Genomic DNA, 17,662 nt, shown 5'->3' with positions numbered 1-17,662 from the left:
GGAGCACACCAGACATGGCCAAGCGCATCGACGTCTCGGACCTGGACATCTTCTACGGCAACTTCAAGGCCGTGGAGGGCGTCAACGTCTCCATCGAGCCCCGCAGCGTCACCGCGCTGATCGGGCCCTCGGGCTGCGGCAAGTCCACCTTCCTGCGGTCTCTGAACCGCATGCACGAGGTCATCCCCGGCGCCCGCGTCGAGGGCAAGGTCGTCATCGACGGCCAGGACCTCTACGGCTCCGACGTCGACCCGGTCGACGTCCGCCGCCAGATCGGCATGGTCTTCCAGCGCCCGAACCCGTTCCCGACGATGTCGATCTACGACAACGTGGTGGCCGGGGTGCGGCTGAACGCCAAGAAGATGAAGAAGAGCGACCTCGACGACCTGGTCGAGTCCTCCCTCAAGGGCGCCAACCTCTGGAACGAGGTCAAGGACCGGCTCAACCGCCCGGGCTCGGGCCTGTCCGGCGGCCAGCAGCAGCGCCTGTGCATCGCCCGCGCGATCGCCGTCCAGCCCGAGGTGCTCCTGATGGACGAGCCCTGCTCGGCCCTGGACCCCATCTCGACGCTGGCCATCGAGGACCTCATGACGGAGCTGAAGGACCGCTTCACCATCGTCATCGTCACGCACAACATGCAGCAGGCCGCCCGCGTCAGCGAGCAGACCGGCTTCTTCAACCTCAACGGGGTGGGTCAGCCCGGTCGGCTGATCGAGTTCAACCCGACCGAGAAGATCTTCTCCAACCCCGACCAGAAGGCCACCGAGGACTACATCTCCGGCCGCTTCGGCTGAGGAGGACCTCGTCCCGTCCGTGGCAGCCCCCGTCGACCGAGGTCGACGGGGGCTGCTGCGTCCGCGGGGTCAGCCGCAGGTGGCGGTGGGGGCCGTCGCCGGGGCGCTCGTCGTGGGGACGGCGGCGCCCACGGCCACCGGCTGCACGGCGAGGTCGGGCGCGGCCACGACCAGCTGCACGCCCCCGCCCACGGCGTCGCTGGGCTCGAGCACGGCAGCGGGGACGGCGGCGGCGACCGTGCGGGCCTGCTCGACCGCCTCGGGGGCGTAGCGCACGACGCTGGTGGCCACCCGGGCCGGCTCCAGCGCGACCTGGCCGACGACGAAGCCCTGCGCCTGCAGCGCGGCGGCCGCGGTGGCACCGGCGCCGGTGGTCGGGTCGGTGGTGTCCCCGGTGGCGTCCAGCACCGTGAGGGTCACCGCCGAGGGCGCCAGGGTCACCGAGGCGTCGGCCTCCGGGGCCACGGTGGTCGCCGCCGTGGTCGCCGCGGCGTCGTCGGCCACCTCGGGCAGCGCACCGGTGCGGATCACCGCGTCGAACAGGTCCCGGTTCCCGGCGCCGTCCAGCAGCACCTGGGCGGTGGTGCCGCCGGTGGGCACGTAACCCACCCGGGCCACCGGCACCGAGGTCCGCTGGAGCGCACCGGCCGGCAGGTCCCGCAGCGTGGCCCCCAGGGACCGCAGGTCGGCCAGCGTGGTGTCGTGGTCGAGGGTGAGGTCGCCGGCGGCGTCCAGCAGCACCGAGGCCGCCCGCACCGGGTTCGCCAGCATGGCGAGGTCGGCGACGGGCAGGGCGTCGGTGGGGCAGGCCGCGCTGCCCGCAGCCTGGCCCGCGCCGAGGTCGACGTCCAGCAGGTGGTCCACCCGCAGGCCGGACAGCTGCTGCACGGCCCGGACGAGGCAGGAGGGGCCGCCCTGCAGCAGGGCGTCGGCGAGGGGCTCGGTCACCGGCTGGCGGAGGTCGCCGTCCGGCGTCCGGCACTCGGGGGTGTCGACCAGCGCGGTCGGGGGGACGTCGAGCAGCACCGCCGAGTCGCCGTCGTCGGCCACGCGCAGCAGCTGGGTGGTCACCGCACCCGGTCCCTCGGCCCCCGGCCCACCGGTGCCGAGCACCAGCCAGGTCGTCTCGTCGACCTGCAGCTGGGGCGCCAGCACCTCGGGCGCACCGGGGGTGAGGGCGGCGACCCGGTCGGTCGAGCGGTCGGCGTAGAAGTACAGCCCGACGTAGAAGGCACCGACCAGCCCGACCAGCACACCGATCGCGACGGCCGACCGCCCCAGTCGGCGGCGCAGCGGGCTCATCGCGGCCCGGCGCTCGGCCCGGGTCGGCGCCGGCTTCGCGACGGGGACGTCCAGGCCCGGGATGGGCGGCAGCGGGGCCGACGGGCGCAGCCCCGGCAGCGGCGGCACGGGCGCCGACGGGCGGGCGCCGCGCTCGGTGCCCGGCAGCGGGGGCACCGGTGCGGAGTGCCGCTGCGCCCGCTCGGTGCCCGGCAGCGGCGGCACCGGGGCCGACGTCCGGGTGACCGGCGCGGGCCGGTCGGTCTCGGCCGGCGGGGCGACGGGGACCGGGGGCAGCGTGGGCCGGGGGCCTGCCGTCTGCGCCGGGACGGCGCTGGTCGTGGGCCCCGCCACGATGCCCGACGCCGGCAGCTCGCTGGTCGCCGGTGCGGCCACGGCGGCCGGGCTCTGCGGGACCGGGCTCTGCGGGACCGGCGGCTGCGGGACCGGGGCCGGGACGGGCCGCGGCGGGAGCGGCGACGACTCGGGCACGGCGGGGGCAGCGGCGGTGGCGGCTGCCGGCGCGGCCGGGGGCAGCGGGCGACGCTCGACCGGGACGGCGACGACCGGATCGGCGACGGCCGGGGCCGACGTGGCCACGGCCGGGGCGGCGACGGGCGGGGTGGGTCGCGGCGGGGTGGCCGGCCGGGGGGACGGCGGTGGTGAGCTCGGGCGGGCCGACGGCGGCGGTGTGGTGGTGTTCGGGCGGGGCGAGGACGAGGACGCCGGGCGGGACGGCGGCGCGGCGGCCGGGGCCCGACGGTCGGCACGCCGGCGACCACCGCTGCCCGGTGCGGCACCGGCCCACGAGCGGGCGAGCAGCGCGTCGACGGTGAGCTGCGCGTCGGTGGTGGCTCCCCGGGCCGCACGAGGGGCAGCAGCGTCGACGTCGCGCCCCTCGTCGGGTCCCCCGCGCCTGCCCTCGTCCGCCACCGGTGTGGACACCCTCGTCGTCGTCGTCGTTCCCGGTCGAGGGCGCTCGTGCCGAGCGCGGCCCCGCGAGGACGCTCCCGCAGCGTCACCGTTCGACTCCACAGTACGGACAGAACTACACGAGTGGGATTCCCACGCCCTGCGGTCGACACATCGACACGGAGTCACGCCGGTCGGTGGGTCGCCGGCCCGATCGCGGTGCACAGCTGCCCTGCGTAGCGTCCCGCTGGTGAAGATCCCCCTGCTCCCCGGCCCGGGTGACGTGCTCTCCGCTGCCGAGGGGCTGCGCGACCTGGTCACCGAGTCCCTGGCCCTGGTGCCCCGGGTGGTCACCGCGGTCGGCCAGGCCGAGCTGCTGCTGGACCGCGTGTCGGTCCTGCTGGCGCGGGTCGAGGCCGTGGTCGACCGGGCGGAGGACGCCGTCGCGGGTGTCGCAGCCACGAAGGAGCGCGCCGACGCCGCCATCCGCGGTGTGGAGTCCACCCGCACGGCGGCCGACGCGGCCATCTCCGGGGTCGAGGGCACGCGGCGGGCCGCCGACGGGCTGGTCACCGAGGCCCGGGCGACCCGGGCGAACGCCGACGAGCTGGTCGGCAGCGCGTCGGGCCTGCTCGACCGCACCTCGCCCCTGCTGGCGGCCTACGAGCCGACGCTGACCCAGCTGGCGCCGCTGCTGAAGCGGTTCGCCGACGACCTCGACCCCGTGGAGGTGGAGGCCCTGGTGAAGCTGGTCGACCGGCTGCCCACCCTGGTGGGCCACCTGGACGAGGACGTCCTGCCGGTGCTGGCCTCGCTGGACAACGTGGCGCCGGACGTGCACGCACTGCTGGACACCGTGCAGGACCTCCGCGAGCTGGCCAAGGGCTTCCCCGGGTCCAAGCTGTTCCGCCGGCGCGGGGCCGAGGAGATCGCCGAGGAGGAGGCCGAGCAGCGCAGCCGCTGACCGCCTCCCCGGCGGGCGGTCACTTCTTGTCCAGCGCCTCGGGCTTGTGCACGGCGGTCTTGCCGCTCTTGTCGCTCTCCACCTCGTACTGCGGCTCGTCGGGGCTGGCCTTGACCTTCCGGCCACCGGCCTCGGTCTCCGAGGTGATCTTCTTCGTCACGGTGCCCTCGGTCTCGGTGCCGTGGGTCTTCCAGGTGACGTCGTCACCCTTCTTCAGCTCGTCGCTCATCGTTCCTCCTGCGGGTCGGGACCGACAGGCTGCCCACGCGTCACCGGTCGCACACCTGCACCGGGTGCCGAGCTGCGCAAGCGCCGGTATCACCCCTCGGGATGAGCGGGACTACCGGCCGGCCGCCCGGCTGCCTACCGTCGTCCCCAGGTCGGCCCGGTCGGTCCCCTCCCCCGGGGCCGTCCGGGTCGGCCCCTCCTAGGCTGGCCGGTTGTGACCGCCGTCGTGACCACCGAGGATGGATCCCGCCCCGTCGACGTGCTGACCGTGGTGTCCACCGCGACCGTGACCCCGGCGGTCCGCCGGGTCACCCTCCGCGGGGCACCGGACGTCGTGGCGGCCGCCGGCCCGACGCTGGCCCTGCTCGTCCCGCGGGTGGACGACGCCGCCCCGCGCTGGCCCGACGTCGCCCGGGACGGCCGGATCGTGTGGCCGCAGGGCAGCCACGGGGTGAGCCTGCGCAGCTACACCGCCCGCCGGCAGGACGCGGTGACCGGCGAGCTGGACGTCGACTTCGTGCTGCACGGCGACGGCCCGGCCGCGGCCTGGGCGTCCGCGGCCGTCCCCGGGTCCCTGCTCGGCCTGGCCAGCACCGCCCCGCTGGGCAGCTCCCCCGCCGGCTGGCTGCTGCTGGCCGGCGACGAGACCGCCGTCCCCGCGATCGCCCGCATCCTGGCCGCCGCCGACCCCGGCACCCGGGGCGTGGCCCTGCTGGAGGTGGCCGGGCCGGCCGAGGAGCAGCCGCTGCCGGCCCCACCCGGGGTCGAGCTGCGCTGGTTGCACCGCGGGGGCGCTGAGCCCGGCACGACCACCCTGCTGGTCGACGCCGTGGCCGCGCTGGACCGGCCGGGCACCGACGACGTGTTCGCGTGGGTGGCCGCGGAGTCCGCCGCCGTCCGATCGGTGCGGGCGGACCTGCGCAGCCGGTGGGGCCTGGGGCGCACCCAGCACCACGCGATCGGGTACTGGCGGCGGGGTCGGGCGATGTCCCCCGCCGGATGACGACGTTCGCAGCCTCCTCACAGGTAGCGTCCAGGGCGACCTCAGCAGCTGTCCGGAACCTGTGCCCATGACGACGACGGCGCCCGAGCGGTCCCTGGGAGGACAGATGTCCAGCAGCACGGGGCAGCGAGCGCCCGAGGCGCGGCTCCTGGTCGTGGACGACGAGCCCAACATCCGCGAGCTGCTCTCGGCGAGCCTGCGCTACGCCGGCTTCGAGGTGGCCACCGCGGCCGACGGGCAGCAGGCCCTCGCGGCCGCCGCCCAGTTCCGCCCCGACCTGCTGGTGCTCGACGTGATGATGCCCGGGCTCGACGGCTTCGGCGTGGTCCGCCGGCTGCGGCAGAACGGCACGCACACCCCGGTGCTGTTCCTCACCGCGCGCGACGCCGCCGAGGACAAGGTGTCCGGCCTGACGCTGGGCGGCGACGACTACGTCACCAAGCCCTTCAGCCTCGACGAGGTGCTGGCCCGCATCCGCGCGGTGCTGCGCCGCACGCAGGGCGCCCGCAAGGTCGAGGAGGCGCCCCGGCTGACCTTCGCCGACATCGAGCTGGACGAGGAGTCGCACGAGGTCCTCAAGGCCGGCGAGCTGATCAGCCTGTCGCCGACGGAGTTCAAGCTGCTGCGCTACCTGATGAGCAACCCGGGTCGGGTGCTGTCGAAGGCCCAGATCCTCGACCACGTGTGGAACTACGACTTCAACGGCGAGGCCAACGTCGTCGAGTCCTACATCTCCTACCTGCGCCGCAAGATCGACACCACCGAGCCCCGCCTGCTGCACACCCTGCGCGGCGTCGGCTACTCGCTGCGCCTGCCCCGCGGGAGCTGACGATCACCGCCACCGGCACCACGGCGCAGGAGACGGGCGGGGAGCAGGTCTCCCCGCCCGTCTCGGCGTCCCGGTACGCCCACCCGCGGGTACCGCTGCGGGTCCGGCTGGTGGCGCTGCTGGTCGTGCTCGTGGCTGTGGCGCTCGCGGTCACCGGCTACGTGGCCACCTCGCAGCTGCGCCAGTACCTCATCGGGCAGCAGCAGACCCAGCTGCGGGACCAGGTGCAGACCCTCAGCGAGCGCATCGCGGACACCATCCAGCTGTGCAACACCGCCTTCCGCTACCCCGGACCCACCCTGATCGCCTGCGCGAACGACCAGACGTCGGTGATCGTCCAGGGCGGGGACGGGTACGGGGGCGAGGGGTCCCTGCCCGACGTCTCGGCCATCACGCCGTCCTCCATCGCCTCCTACGACGACGCACCCTTCACCCTGCCCTCGAGCGACGGCACGACGTCGTGGCTGCTGATCTCCAACCAGCTGACCGACAGCACGGTGATCACCGTCGGCATCGACCTGTCCGACGACCAGCGCATCCTCGGTCGGCTGATCCTCGTGCAGCTGGTCGTCGGCGCGCTGGTGCTGGTGCTGCTGGGCGTCGCGGGCTACGTGCTGGTCCGAACATCGCTGCGGCCGCTCATCGAGGTGGAGCACACCGCGGCCGCCATCGCGGGTGGTGACCTGTCCCGCCGCGTGCCCGAGGGCGACGACCGCACGGAGGTCGGCCGGCTGGGTCGCGCGCTGAACGGCATGCTCAGCCGGATCGAGGGGGCCTTCCAGGCGCAGGCCGCCTCCGAGGAGCAGGCCCGCACGTCCGAGAGCCGCATGCGCCGGTTCGTCGCCGACGCCAGCCACGAGCTGCGCACCCCGCTGACCTCGATCCGCGGGTTCGCCGAGCTGTACCGGCACGGGGCCTCCGGCGACCCCCAGGAGACCACCCGCATGATGGGCCGGATCGAGGCCGAGGCCACCCGCATGGGCGCGCTCGTCGAGGACCTGCTGCAGCTGGCCCGCCTCGACCAGCACCGCCCCGTCGCCTCGCTCCCGGTCGACCTGGGCGAGCTGGCCGCGGACGCCGTGCACGACGCCCGCGCCGTGCAGCCCGACCGGCCCATCGCGCTGGACCTCACCGACTCGCTCACCGACGTCCCGGTCGTGCTCGGCGACGAGGGCCGGCTGCGCCAGGTCATCGGCAACCTGGTCACCAACGCCCTCACCCACACCCCGCCCGGCACGCCGGTCACCGTGCGGCTGTCGGAGGAGCCGGGCGACCCGGACGCCGTCGTCGTCACCGTCGCCGACCAGGGCCCGGGCATGTCGCCCGAGGACGCCGAGCGGGTGTTCGAGCGCTTCTACCGGGCCGACTCCTCGCGCACCCGGGCCGCCGGCGGCACCGGGCTCGGCCTGTCGATCGTCTCCTCGCTGGTCGAGGCCCACCACGGCACGGTCACGGTGACGACGGCCCCGGGCGAGGGCGCCGCGTTCGCCGTCCGGCTCCCCCGATCGGGTCCGGCCGGTCAGGACTGACCGGCCGCGGGTTACGGTCCGCGGGTGAGCACCGAGACCGGGTACGACCCGGAGCTGATGGCCGCGGTGACCGAGCTCGGCGACGCGCTGCGCGGGCTGGTGGACGCCTCCGTGCGCACGACCGTGCCGCCGGCGGACCTGCAGGACGTCGCGGCCACCGCCCGCGAGCTGGCCACCCGGCTGCGCGCGCAGACCCGGGAGCGGCACCAGCTGCCGGTGCTGGACGACCCCGTCGCCTTCCGCCGGGTCTTCTCCCCGGTGACCGGGGTGGGCAGCGCCGTCGCCCCGCCGCTGCGGATCCGCGCGGACGACCAGGGCCCGGGCGTGGTCGCCGAGGCGTCGTTCGGGTTGCAGTACGAGGGCCCGCCGGGGTTCCTGCACGGCGGGATGAGCGGTCTGCTGATGGACCAGATGCTGGGAACGGCGGCCATCCGGGCCGGCCGGTGGGGCATGACCGCCCACCTGGCGCTGGACTACCGCGGCCCGGTGCCCCTGGACACCCCTGTCGTGCTGCGGGCCTGGGTGGCCGAGGAGCACGGCCGCCGGACGACGATGGCCGGGTCGATCGCGCTGGCCGCCGACCCCGACCGCATCCTGGTCGAGGTGTCCGGGGTCTTCGTCACCCCGCGGGAGGACAAGCTGGCCGCCTACTTCGGCGACGTCACCGACGCCTCCGGGCAGCACCGCCCACCCGGCCGGGCCACCGACGCCACCGCCCTGCACGAGGACCGGTAGTGGACGACGTCGAGCTCGCCGCCGCCGCGGCCCGGGCCGCCGCCGACGTCCTGCTCCCCCTCCGCGACGGCCGCCTCCGGGACGGCGCGCTCGGGGACGCCGGGGACGCCGAGGCCCAGCGGGCGATCGCGGCGCTGCTGGCCGAGCACCGACCCGGGGACGCCGTGCTCAGCGAGGAGGCCACCGACACCGACCAGCGGCTGGACGCCGACCGCGTGTGGATCGTCGACCCGCTGGACGGCACCAAGGAGTACCGCTCCGGCGACCGGCACGACTGGGCGGTGCACGTCGCGCTGTGGGAGCGCGGGGCCGGCGACCTGACGGCGGCCGCCGTCGGGCTGCCCGCGCTGGGCGAGGTGCTCACCACCGATCCCGCGCCCGTCGTCCCGGCGGTGCCGGCCGGGCCGCTGCGGGTCGCCGTCTCCCGGTCCCGCGCGCCGGAGGTGGCCCGCGCCGCCGCGGCCGCGCTCGACGCCGTCCTCGTGCCGCTGGGGTCGGCCGGCTACAAGACGCTGGCCGTCGTCCGCGGCGAGGCCGACGCGTACGTGCACGCCGGCGGCATGTACCAGTGGGACTCCGCCGCCCCGGTCGCCGTGGCCCGGGCCGCCGGGCTGTTCACCTCGCGGCTGAACGGTTCCCCGCTGCGCTACAACGTGGCCGACACCTGGCTGCCCGACCTCGTCGTGTGCCGCCCCGAGCTGGCCGACCGGGTGCTGGCTGCGGTCCGCTGACCGGCATGCCGGAGACTGGTCGGCGGAATCCCCACCACACCGGTGTGGTTGGAGGGTCCAGGCCGTCGTCCCCGATCCCCCGGAGCACCCGCGCGTGAGCACCCCCGACCTGCACCTGACCCAGCTGCAGACGCTCGAGGCCGAGAGCGTGCACGTGCTGCGCGAGGTGGCCGCCGAGCTGGAGCGGCCGGTGCTGCTGTTCAGCGGCGGCAAGGACTCCATCGTGATGCTCGAGCTGGCCCGCAAGGCCTTCGCCCCGGCCCGCATCCCGTTCCCGGTGATGCACGTGGACACCGGGCTGAACTTCCCCGAGGTGCTGGCGTTCCGCGACCGACGGGTGGCCGAGCTCGGGGTCGAGCTGGTGGTGGCCTCGGTGCCCGACGCGATCGCCGCCGGCACGGTGAAGCAGGAGCCCAACGGCTCGCGCAACCGGATCCAGACCCCGGTGCTGCTGGACGCCGTCGAGCAGCACGGCTTCACCGCCCTGTTCGGCGGCGCCCGCCGCGACGAGGACAAGGCCCGCGCCAAGGAGCGGGTGTTCAGCTTCCGCGACGAGTTCGGCCAGTGGGACCCGAAGAACCAGCGCCCCGAGCTCTGGGACCTCTACAACGGGCGCATCCACCTCGGTGAGTCGATCCGGGTGTTCCCGCTGTCGAACTGGACCGAGCTGGACATCTGGGGCTACATCGCCCAGGAGCAGATCGCGATCCCCGAGCTGTACCTGGCCGCCGAGCGGGACGTCGTCGACCGCGGCGGCATGCTCTACGCGGTCAACGAGTTCATCACGCCCAGGGACGGCGAGACCGTGGTCCGGGAGTCGGTCCGGTACCGCACGGTGGGCGACGCCAACCTGACCGCCGCCGTGCGCTCCACCGCCTCGACCGTCGAGGAGGTCATCGCCGAGATCGCGGTGACCCGGCTGACCGAGCGCGGCGCCACCCGCGGCGACGACAAGGTCAGCGACGCCGCCATGGAGGACCGCAAGAAGGAGGGCTACTTCTGATGCCGTCTCCGTCTGCGGACCAGCCACCAGCGCACCAGGCCGACCAGCAGCGCCACGCCGAGCAGCCAGCCCACGACCTCGGGCGCACCGGCGCCGAGCGGGGTGCCGAACGCGGCGTCCAGCCCGCGGCTGAGCAGCACGGTCAGGCCGTAGCCGACCAGGTAGCCCACCAGGACGACCAGCAGCCCGGGCACCAGCGGGGCGAAGAACACCCGCCCAGCCTCCGCCCCCGCGCCGTCCCCAGCCAGTCCGAGCCCCAGCACGAGGAGGTGGCCGCGTGAGCGCCCCCGAGATCCACGACGAGCTGGCCGCCGCGGCCGCCGAGATCGCCACCGCCCGCAAGGACATCCTGCGGATCGCCACGGCCGGCTCGGTGGACGACGGCAAGTCCACGCTGATCGGCCGGCTGCTCTACGACTCCAAGGCCGTGTTCGAGGACCAGTACGAGGCGATCTCCCGGGCCAGCCGCGGCGACCACGTCGACCTGTCGCTGCTGACCGACGGCCTGCGCGCCGAGCGGGAGCAGGGCATCACCATCGACGTCGCCTACCGGTACTTCACCACCCCGCGGCGCACGTTCATCCTGGCCGACACCCCCGGCCACGTGCAGTACACCCGCAACATGGTGACCGGCGCCTCCACCGCCGACCTCGCGATCGTGCTGGTCGACGCCCGCAAGGGCATGCTCGAGCAGTCCCGCCGGCACGCCTCCCTCGCTGCGCTGCTGCGGGTGCCGCACCTGGTGGTCGCGGTGAACAAGATGGACCTCGTCGACTGGTCGCAGGAGGTCTTCACCGCCATCCGCGACGAGTTCACCGCCTTCGCCGCGAAGCTTGACGTCCCGGACCTCACCGTCGTCCCGATCTCGGCGCTGGCCGGGGACAACGTGGTCACGCCGTCCGAGCGGATGCCCTGGTACGACGGGCCCTGCCTGCTGCACCACCTCGAGCACGTCGACGTGGCCAGCGACGTGAACTACGACGACGCCCGGTTCCCGGTGCAGTACGTCATCCGGCCGCAGTCCGACGCGCACCGCGACTACCGGGGCTACGCCGGCACGGTCGCCGGTGGGGTGTTCCGGGTCGGCGACGAGGTGCAGGTGCTGCCCAGCGGGCTGACCACCACCGTCGCCGCCATCGACGGCCCGGCCGGCCCGGTGGAGGTCGCGTTCCCGCCCATGGCGGTCACCATCCGGCTGGCCGACGACGTCGACGTCTCCCGCGGCGACCTCATCTGCCGCGCCGAGGGCGCACCCACAGTCACGCAGGACGTCGAGGCCGTCGTCTGCTGGATGACCGACGAGCCGCTGCGCCCCCGGCAGAAGCTGGCGCTGAAGCACACCACCCGTTCGGTGCGCGCCGTCGTGAAGTCCGTGCACCACCGGCTGGACGTCAACACCCTCGACCACGACGAGGAGGCCGGCGAGCTCGGGCTCAACGACATCGGCCGGGTCACCCTGCGCACCACCCAGCCGCTGTTCGTCGACGACTACCACCGCAACCGGGCGACCGGCCGCTTCATCCTGGTCGACGAGGCCACCAACGCCACCGTCGGCGCCGGGATGCTGTGACACTGCGATCCTTCCGGATCGCACCGCGGCCAACGGCCGTTCCCGACGGCCGTTGAGCCGTTGAGCCCCTCGATCGCGGGACCCTCCGGGCCCCACTCCTCGGGGTCACCGTGGTCTCGCTCCCGGCCCGGGTCACCAGGCCGGGAGCGAGATCCATGTGCCTACGCGGCGGTGGACTCCGCGGTGCTGGCCTCGGTCTCGCCGGCGGCGACCTTGAGGGCGCGCTTGGTCAGCAGTCTGGCCAGGTGGGAGCGGTACTCGACGTCGGCGTGCATGTCCGACGACGGCGAGGTGCCCTCGGCGGCCAGCTCGGCTGCCTCCTCGATGCTCTTCCCCTCGGCCAGGGCGGCCTCGACCGCCGCGGCCTTGAGGACGACGCCGCCCATGTTGGCCAGCGCCACGCCCACCGAGCCGTCGGGCAGGTGCACCGCCGCGGCGGCCACGATCGGCCAGTCGTTCTCGCGGCGGGTGAACTTCTCGTAGCCCCAGCCGCCGGCGCCGGTGCGCGGCACCCGCAGCTCGACGATCAGCTCCCCCTCCTCCATCGCGGTCTCGAAGAAGCCCAGGAAGAACTCGGTGATCGGGATCTCGCGCCGACCGCCCGGCCCGGCGACCACCACGGTGGCGCCCAGCGCGAGCAGCGCGGTGGGCAGGTCGGAGGCCGGGTCGCAGTGCGCGACCGTGCCGCCGAGGGTGCCGCGGTGCCGGACCTGCGGGTCGCCCACGCGGGCGGCCACGTGCGGCAGCAGCGGGACCTCGGCCTGCGCCACCTCGGACTTCTCCAGGTCGTGGTGCCGGGTGGCCGCGCCGATGGCGACGTGGTCGCCGTCCACGCGGACGTAGTTCAGCTCCTCGACGCCGGAGATGTCGATGAGCACCGTGGGGACGGCGAGCCGCAGCTTCATGATCGGCAGGAGCGAGTGCCCGCCGGCCAGGATCTTGGCGTCCTCGCCGTGCTCGGCCAGCGCCGCCACCGCCTCGTCGACGGTGGACACCCGCACGTAGTCGAACTGCGAGGGGATCACGCCGAGACCTCCTGCTTCGACGACGGGACCTGGCCCGCGGCCGGACCGGACTCGGCGGCCTTGAGGACCGCCTGCACGATGTTGTGGTAGCCGGTGCAGCGGCAGAGGTTGCCCTCCAGCCCCTCGCGGACCTCGCGGTCGGTGGGGTTCGGGTTGTCGGCCAGCACGCCGACCGCGGCCATGACCATGCCCGAGGTGCAGAACCCGCACTGCAGGCCGTGCTCGGAGCGGAAGGCGGCCTGCACCGGGTGCAGCTCGCCGTCGGTGGACAGCCCCTCCAGCGTGGTCACCTCGCTGCCCTCGGCCTGCAGGGCGAGGACCGTGCAGCTCTTCACGGTCAGCCCGTCGACGATCACGGTGCAGGCACCGCAGGACGTCGAGTCGCAGCCGATGTTGGTGGCGGTCAGCCCCAGGTTGTCGCGCAGGTGGTGCGCCAGCAGCATGCGCGGCTCGACCTCGTCGGTCCGCTGCTGCCCGTTGACGGTCATCGAGACCTGCATCAGTTGGTGCTCCCCTTCTGGGCTTCGCGGATGGCCTTCCAGACCCGCATGGAGGTGGCGGGCATGTCGACGTGCCGGACGCCGAGGTGGGCGACCGAGTCGACGACGGCGGACTGCACCGCCGGGGTGGAGCCGATGGTGCCGGCCTCGCCGATGCCCTTGGCCCCGAGCGGGTTCATCGGGGTGGGCGTGGCCATCTCGACCAGCTCGAAGCTGGGCAGCTCGGTGGCCGAGACGAACGGGTAGTCGGCGAACGTCGAGGTCTGCGGGTTTCCGTCCTCGTCGTAGAGGATCTCCTCGAGCAGGGCCTGGCCCACGCCCTGGGCGATGCCGCCGTGCCGCTGGCCCTCGGCCAGCAGCGGGTTGATGATCGTGCCGGCGTCGTCGACGGTGACCAGCCGGGTGACCACGGCCTTGCCCGACTCGACGTCGGTCTCGACCACCGCCACGTGCGCCCCGAACGGGAACGTCGGTGCGTTCGCGGTGAACGTGGTCTGCACGATCAGCTGCTCGTCGGCGGCCAGCTGGGCCCAGGTGATGCCGGTGCCCGGGGTGCCCTTGACGCTCAGCCCGGCGTTGGCCAGGTCGACCTCGAGGTCGTCGGGGTTGGCCTCGAGCAGCTCGGCGGCCCGCTTGCGGGCCACCTCGACCAGCTCGACCGCGGCCTGGTGCACCGCGGCGCCGCCCTGCTGCAGCGACCGGGAGCCCATGGTGCCGCCGCCGTCGGGGATGCGGTCGGTGTCGCCGTGCAGCACGGTGATCTTCTCGACCGGGATGCCCAGCTGCTCGCTGGCCAGCATCGCCCACGTGGTGGCGTGGCCCTGGCCGTGCGGCGAGGTGCCGGTGAGCACGGTCGCCGTCCCGTCCGGGTGCACCTCGAGCTCGGCGTTCTCCGACGTGCCGTGGCCGGAGTCGGCGCCGGTGATCTCGACGTAGGCCGAGATCCCGATGCCCAGCTGCCGGGCGTCGCCGCGCTCGCGGCGGCGGGCCTGCTCGGCCCGCAGGTCGGCGTAGCCGGCCGCCTCGAGCACCCGGTCCAGCGCCGCGGTGTAGTCGCCGCTGTCGTAGGTGGCGCCCGAGGCGGTGGTGAACGGCTCGGTGAAGGCCGGGATGAAGTTCTTCCGCCGGACGTCGGCGGGGTCCATGCCGATCTCGGCGGCGAAGAGGTCCATCGCCCGCTCGGCGGCGGCGGTGGCCTCGGGCCGGCCGGCGCCGCGGTAGGCCCCGATCGAGGTGCCGTTGGTGGCGTAGCAGGTGGCCTGCGCGTGCACCTTCGGGATGTCGTAGACCGCAGCGGCCATCAGCATCGTGAGGGTGGGCAGCACGGTGCCGATGCGCGGGTAGGCGCCGCAGTCCTGCTGCACGACCAGGCTGTACGCCTTGACGGTGCCGTCGCGGTCACCGCCGATGGTGATGACCTGGTCCTGGGCGCGGCCCTGGAGCATGCCGGTCATGTTCTCCGAGCGGCTCTCGGTCCAGCGCACCGGCCGGCCGGCCTGCTGGGCCAGCCAGGCGACGAAGGCGTACTCCTGGTCGGCGCCGATCTTCGCGCCGAAGCCGCCGCCGACGTCGGGGGTGATCAGGTGGACCTTCTCGGCGTCGAGGCCGAGCCAGCCGGCGATCTGGCCCTTGGCCTGCTGGGCGCCCTGGTTGGTGCACCAGATGGTGACCCGGCCGTCCTCGCCCCAGGCGGCCGAGGCCGCCCGGGTCTCGAGCGGGGCTGCGGCCACGCGCTGGTTGGCGATGGCCCGGGTGACCACGACCTCGCAGTCGGCGAAGAAGTCGTCGGGGGCCGGCTCGCCGAAGGCGGCGACCTTGTTGGTGCCCACCTCGGGGAACAGCACGGTCTCGTCGGTGGCCGCGGCGGCGGTGCCGACGACGGCCGGCAGCGGGTCGACGTCGACGACCACGGCCTCCGCGGCGTCCTCGCCCTGGTAGCGCTCCTCGGTGAGGACGACGGCGACCAGGTCACCCACGAAGTGGACGCGCCCGCCCACGGGCACCAGCCACGGCCGGGAGAAGCCGGCGTCGAGGAACGGCAGCGGCGGGGGCACCGGCTGCAGGTCGCCGAGGTCCTCGGCGGTGTAGACCGCGACGACGCCGGGGGCCTCCCGGGCGGCCGAGGCGTCGACCTCGGTGACGGTGCCGTGGGCGACGGTGGACCGCACGAAGGTGGCGTGCAGCGCGCCGGTGAGGCGCTCGTCGGTGAGGTCGTCGGTGTAGACCGCCCCACGGGTGAGGAAGAGGGGGTCCTCCGTGCGGACGACCCTGGTGCCGAGGATGCTCATGCGCTCGCTTCCGTGATGGACGACGGGTGGAACGCGCCGTGCCGGACGGATCCCGGCAGGGTGCTCCCGGTCACTGTCGCACGATGGTTGTGAGCGGGACCACCCCAGGTCGCACGCGAGTTGCACTCAGTGCCACCCACCCCGGAGCACCGGCCCGGCGACTGCTCGTGGTCTGCTGCTGAGGTGGGTTCCACGGGCGCTGCACCGGCTGCCGGCACCCGCGTCACGCGGTGGGCCCTGCTCGTCGCCGTCGTCGTGGTCGCGCTGAACCAGCGGCCGGCCCTGGTCGGGGTCGCCCCGGTGCTGGGCGCCCTGCGCGCCGACACCGGGCTGTCCAGCACGCTGGGCGGCCTGCTCACCTCGCTGCCGGTGCTCTGCTTCGGGGCCTTCGCCCCGGTGGCCCCACGACTGGCCCGGAAGGTCGGCCTCGAGACGGCGGTGGCCGCGTCGCTGGTGCTGCTGACCGTCGGGACCGCGCTGCGGCTGCTGGACCCGGTCGCGGCCCTGTACGGCGGCACGGTCGTCGCCGGCGGGGCCATCGCGATCGCCAACGTGCTGGTGCCGGCCTACGTGAAGCGCGAGTTCGCCGAACCGGGCCTGGTGATGGGCGTCTACTCGGCGGCGCTCAACGTCGGGGCCGGGGTCGCCGCGGCCTTCACCGTGCCGCTGGGCACGGCCCTCGGGCTGGACTGGCGGGGGGCGCTGGCGCTGTGGGGCGTGCTCGCCGTCCTGGCGCTGGCCGTGTGGCTGCCCGTGGCCGGCACCGGCCGGGCGGCCCGGGGCGCGGTCGCCGCGCCGGGGGGCTCGTGGGGCCTGCTGCGGCACGGCCTGGCCCGTCGGGTCACGCTGTTCCTGGGCATGCAGAGCACGCAGTTCTACGCGCTGGCGGCCTGGCTGCCCACGCTGCTGGCCGACGCCGGGTTGCCGGTCGCCGAGGGCGGGCTGCTGCTGGCGCTGACCACGGTCACCGGCGCGGTGGGCGCCTTCCTCGGCCCCACGGTGGCCGGCCGGCTGCAGCTGCGCGGGCGGGGTCAGCGGCCGCTGGTCGTGATCGCGCTGACCTGCTACGCCGTGGGCCTGGGCGGGCTGCTCCTCCTGCCCACGACCGGGACCGTCGTGTGGGTGTCGCTGTTCGGGGTGGCACAGGGCGGCGGGTTCGCCCTCGGGCTGACGCTGGTCGTGCTGCGCAGCGCCACCCCCCTCACCGCCGCGCGGTTGGGCGGGGTGGCCCAGTGCCTGGGGTACCTGGTGGCCGCTGCCGGCCCCGTGGTGCTCGGCGCGCTGCACGACGCCACGGGCGGGTGGTCGTGGTCGATCGGGGTGCTGCTCGTGCTGCTGCTGCCGATGGCCTGGGCCGGGTGGGGGGCGGCCCGCGACGTCGTCCTGCCGGAGCCGTCGCGGGCCTGATCCCTACTCGGTCGGGTCGGGGGCCTGCGAGGGGTCGCCGTCCCAGTCCTTGCCGGCGTTCTGGGCGTTCTCCGACGCGCTGTCGGTCTGCTCGGCGACGGTCTCGACCATCTCGCGGTCGCTGATCCCCTCGCCGGCCGCTTCGGTGTGGGTCTCGACGCTGTGCGACTCGACGCTGTGCTTGCTCATGGCGTTCTGGACCCTTCGTCGACGGACGTTCGGAGGGTTCGTCCCCTGCGCCGGGGATTCACAAACCGTTGCACCTGGCCGGCGGGCCACCGCTCGGGGCGCACCGGCGTCGGTGTGGGCCCACCGACGTCGGTCGTCGTCACGGCCGGTGAGTGCTGGATCGCGGAGAATCCCCTGCTCAGCAGCCTGGCCGTGGTCCCGGAATTGTCGTACCCCTCTGGTGGACTGGGTCCATGACGGCGACGGCGGAGCGGTTCTGGGTGGAGGTCACCCCGCGCCTGTCTGCTGTCCGTGATGAGGGTCCGGTGGTGCTGCCGCGGTTGACCGGGCTGGCGGCCTCGGCTGGCCTGGAGGGCGTCGAGCTGGATGCCGAGCTCGCCTCGGTGCACCGGCAGATGTCCGCGCTGGCCGCGTACCGGGCGGGGTTGATCGAGCGCAAGGCCACCCTCGGTGCTCGACAGCCGTTGCCGTTCGCCCCCGGTGCCCGCACCGACACCCGCCCGGACGCCGATGTCGATGACCCGTCGCTGCAGGCGGCGGATGACTTCCTGCCCGACGAGGTGGCGGTCCTGCTGAACATGTCCGTGGCCTCCGCCCGCTACCTCGTGGACGACGACCTGGCGCTGGTGCGGCAGTTCCCGGTGGTGTGGCACGCGTTGGCCGACGGGCGCATC

18 protein-coding genes are annotated in these 17,662 nt (G+C 74.5%); 11 read left to right on the top strand and 7 right to left on the bottom strand.

Annotated features, from left to right (window positions below; translation table 11 throughout):
• The first annotated feature begins 14 nt into the window (after positions 1 to 14).
• Positions 15 to 794: a phosphate ABC transporter ATP-binding protein PstB gene (gene pstB, locus BLS67_RS22060; protein WP_091250199.1), complete on the top strand. Its 780-nt coding sequence runs from the start codon at positions 15 to 17 to the stop codon at positions 792 to 794.
• Positions 795 to 863: 69 nt separating this feature from the next.
• Here the strand turns inward: pstB and BLS67_RS24630 are convergent, their stop codons facing one another.
• Positions 864 to 3,020 carry a LytR C-terminal domain-containing protein gene (locus BLS67_RS24630; protein ID WP_242654279.1) on the bottom strand — a complete coding sequence of 719 codons (2,157 nt, stop codon included), beginning with the start codon at positions 3,018 to 3,020 and terminating at the stop codon, positions 864 to 866.
• A gap of 217 nt (positions 3,021 to 3,237) precedes the next feature.
• On the opposite strand from BLS67_RS24630, the gene BLS67_RS22050 reads away from it, so the two are divergent.
• Complete coding sequence (locus BLS67_RS22050) at positions 3,238 to 3,951, top strand: hypothetical protein (protein WP_091250197.1); 714 nt, start codon at positions 3,238 to 3,240, stop codon at positions 3,949 to 3,951.
• Positions 3,952 to 3,970: 19 nt separating this feature from the next.
• Here BLS67_RS22050 and BLS67_RS22045 read toward each other — a convergent pair whose 3' ends face one another.
• Positions 3,971 to 4,180, bottom strand: a complete 210-nt coding sequence (locus BLS67_RS22045) for a hypervirulence associated TUDOR domain-containing protein (RefSeq protein ID WP_091250194.1) — start codon at positions 4,178 to 4,180, stop codon at positions 3,971 to 3,973.
• Positions 4,181 to 4,393: 213 nt separating this feature from the next.
• Here BLS67_RS22045 and BLS67_RS22040 point away from each other — a divergent pair, with 213 nt between their 5' ends.
• From BLS67_RS22040 to cysD, 6 genes are all read left to right on the top strand, one after another.
• Entirely contained in the window at positions 4,394 to 5,182 is a 789-nt protein-coding gene (locus BLS67_RS22040) for a siderophore-interacting protein (RefSeq protein WP_091250191.1), read from the top strand.
• 106 nt (positions 5,183 to 5,288) lie between these two features.
• Complete coding sequence (locus tag BLS67_RS22035) at positions 5,289 to 6,011, top strand: response regulator transcription factor (RefSeq protein ID WP_091250187.1); 723 nt, start codon at positions 5,289 to 5,291, stop codon at positions 6,009 to 6,011.
• A gap of 110 nt (positions 6,012 to 6,121) precedes the next feature.
• Entirely contained in the window at positions 6,122 to 7,540 is a 1,419-nt protein-coding gene (locus BLS67_RS22030; RefSeq protein ID WP_242654278.1) for a sensor histidine kinase, read from the top strand.
• A gap of 24 nt (positions 7,541 to 7,564) precedes the next feature.
• A complete protein-coding gene (locus BLS67_RS22025) occupies positions 7,565 to 8,275 on the top strand; it encodes a PaaI family thioesterase (RefSeq protein ID WP_091250184.1) in 711 nt (236 codons plus the stop codon).
• Positions 8,275 to 9,006 carry an inositol monophosphatase family protein gene (locus BLS67_RS22020; protein WP_091250180.1) on the top strand — a complete coding sequence of 244 codons (732 nt, stop codon included), beginning with the start codon at positions 8,275 to 8,277 and terminating at the stop codon, positions 9,004 to 9,006. The genes BLS67_RS22025 and BLS67_RS22020 overlap by 1 nt, the downstream gene beginning before the upstream one ends.
• Before the next feature lie 94 nt (positions 9,007 to 9,100).
• On the top strand, positions 9,101 to 10,009 hold the full coding sequence (cysD, locus tag BLS67_RS22015; RefSeq protein WP_091250177.1) for a sulfate adenylyltransferase subunit CysD: 909 nt from the start codon (positions 9,101 to 9,103) through the stop codon (positions 10,007 to 10,009).
• Here cysD and BLS67_RS22010 read toward each other — a convergent pair.
• Entirely contained in the window at positions 10,000 to 10,221 is a 222-nt protein-coding gene (locus BLS67_RS22010; RefSeq protein WP_091250174.1) for a hypothetical protein, read from the bottom strand. The genes cysD and BLS67_RS22010 overlap by 10 nt on opposite strands.
• Positions 10,222 to 10,286: 65 nt before the next feature.
• Here BLS67_RS22010 and BLS67_RS22005 point away from each other — a divergent pair, with 65 nt between their 5' ends.
• Entirely contained in the window at positions 10,287 to 11,579 is a 1,293-nt protein-coding gene (locus BLS67_RS22005; RefSeq protein ID WP_207500809.1) for a sulfate adenylyltransferase subunit 1, read from the top strand.
• A 161-nt stretch (positions 11,580 to 11,740) separates the two neighbouring features.
• Here the strand turns inward: BLS67_RS22005 and BLS67_RS22000 are convergent, their stop codons facing one another.
• Genes BLS67_RS22000 through BLS67_RS21990 form a run of 3 tightly spaced genes read right to left on the bottom strand, consistent with a single transcriptional unit; the run spans position 11,741 to position 15,392 of the window.
• The gene (locus BLS67_RS22000) at positions 11,741 to 12,604 is read right to left on the bottom strand and encodes an FAD binding domain-containing protein (protein ID WP_091250171.1); all 864 of its coding nucleotides are present in this window, start codon (positions 12,602 to 12,604) and stop codon (positions 11,741 to 11,743) included.
• The gene (locus BLS67_RS21995) at positions 12,601 to 13,104 is read right to left on the bottom strand and encodes a (2Fe-2S)-binding protein (protein ID WP_091250168.1); all 504 of its coding nucleotides are present in this window, start codon (positions 13,102 to 13,104) and stop codon (positions 12,601 to 12,603) included. The genes BLS67_RS22000 and BLS67_RS21995 overlap by 4 nt, the downstream gene beginning before the upstream one ends.
• A complete protein-coding gene (locus tag BLS67_RS21990) occupies positions 13,104 to 15,392 on the bottom strand; it encodes a xanthine dehydrogenase family protein molybdopterin-binding subunit (protein WP_091250165.1) in 2,289 nt (762 codons plus the stop codon). The genes BLS67_RS21995 and BLS67_RS21990 overlap by 1 nt, the downstream gene beginning before the upstream one ends.
• A 183-nt stretch (positions 15,393 to 15,575) precedes the next feature.
• On the opposite strand from BLS67_RS21990, the gene BLS67_RS21985 reads away from it, so the two are divergent.
• Positions 15,576 to 16,799, top strand: a complete 1,224-nt coding sequence (locus BLS67_RS21985) for an MFS transporter (protein ID WP_165617693.1) — start codon at positions 15,576 to 15,578, stop codon at positions 16,797 to 16,799.
• Between the two features lie 3 nt (positions 16,800 to 16,802).
• On the opposite strand, the gene BLS67_RS21980 is transcribed toward BLS67_RS21985, so the two are convergent.
• Positions 16,803 to 16,988 (bottom strand): hypothetical protein, encoded by a 186-nt coding sequence (locus BLS67_RS21980; protein ID WP_091250158.1) that lies wholly within the window; start codon positions 16,986 to 16,988, stop codon positions 16,803 to 16,805.
• Between the two features lie 233 nt (positions 16,989 to 17,221).
• On the opposite strand from BLS67_RS21980, the gene BLS67_RS21975 reads away from it, so the two are divergent.
• A partial coding sequence (locus BLS67_RS21975) for a hypothetical protein (RefSeq protein ID WP_131801821.1) occupies positions 17,222 to 17,662 on the top strand: 441 nt, incomplete at its 3' end.

This window comes from Klenkia soli (assembly GCF_900103975.1).
GTDB lineage: Bacteria > Actinomycetota > Actinomycetes > Mycobacteriales > Geodermatophilaceae > Klenkia > Klenkia soli.
Note: the sequence above shows the minus strand (reverse complement) of the source record. Positions and strands in the feature narration are given on the sequence as shown.

What these genes read in the sequence shown, in the direction of transcription:
- pstB (WP_091250199.1), top strand. Translation starts at nt 15, where the DNA reads ATGGCCAAGCGCATCGACGTCTCGGACCTGGACATCTTCTACGGCAAC.
- BLS67_RS22045 (WP_091250194.1), bottom strand. Translation starts at nt 4,180, where the DNA reads ATGAGCGACGAGCTGAAGAAGGGTGACGACGTCACCTGGAAGACCCAC.
- BLS67_RS21990 (WP_091250165.1), bottom strand. Translation starts at nt 15,392, where the DNA reads ATGAGCATCCTCGGCACCAGGGTCGTCCGCACGGAGGACCCCCTCTTC.
- BLS67_RS22035 (WP_091250187.1), top strand. Translation starts at nt 5,289, where the DNA reads ATGTCCAGCAGCACGGGGCAGCGAGCGCCCGAGGCGCGGCTCCTGGTC.
- BLS67_RS21995 (WP_091250168.1), bottom strand. Translation starts at nt 13,104, where the DNA reads ATGCAGGTCTCGATGACCGTCAACGGGCAGCAGCGGACCGACGAGGTC.
- BLS67_RS21980 (WP_091250158.1), bottom strand. Translation starts at nt 16,988, where the DNA reads ATGAGCAAGCACAGCGTCGAGTCGCACAGCGTCGAGACCCACACCGAA.